The 251-nt window shown below is 34.3% G+C and carries 1 protein-coding gene; it reads left to right on the top strand.

The annotated features are described in order from the left end of the window. Positions 1–251 (top strand): transposase (locus FD50_RS04900; RefSeq protein WP_187328404.1); only part of this gene is annotated, 251 nt, incomplete at both ends.

Below are 251 nucleotides of genomic sequence, written 5' to 3'. Positions count from 1 at the left end.
ATTTATGGACAACGTAAAATTGATGTCGAATCAGTTTTTGGCGGATTGAAGGCTTGTTTAGGCTTCAAAAGATTTATGGTTAGAGGCCTCAAAAAAGTTAAAAAGGAAGTAGGAATTGCCTTGATAGCGATGAATATCAGGAAATTGGTGGCAAGAGTTACCAATTATACTTGTTTTTTAAAACCAAAGAAGAGATTGTCGAAAATCCCAGAACGATTTTCGACAATCTCTTTTATTTTAGAGGACTTTTG

The sequence above is a fragment of the Liquorilactobacillus satsumensis DSM 16230 = JCM 12392 genome (assembly GCF_001435195.1).
Classification (GTDB): Bacteria; Bacillota; Bacilli; order Lactobacillales; family Lactobacillaceae; genus Liquorilactobacillus; species Liquorilactobacillus satsumensis.
This window is presented reverse-complemented; position numbering and strand designations above follow the sequence as displayed.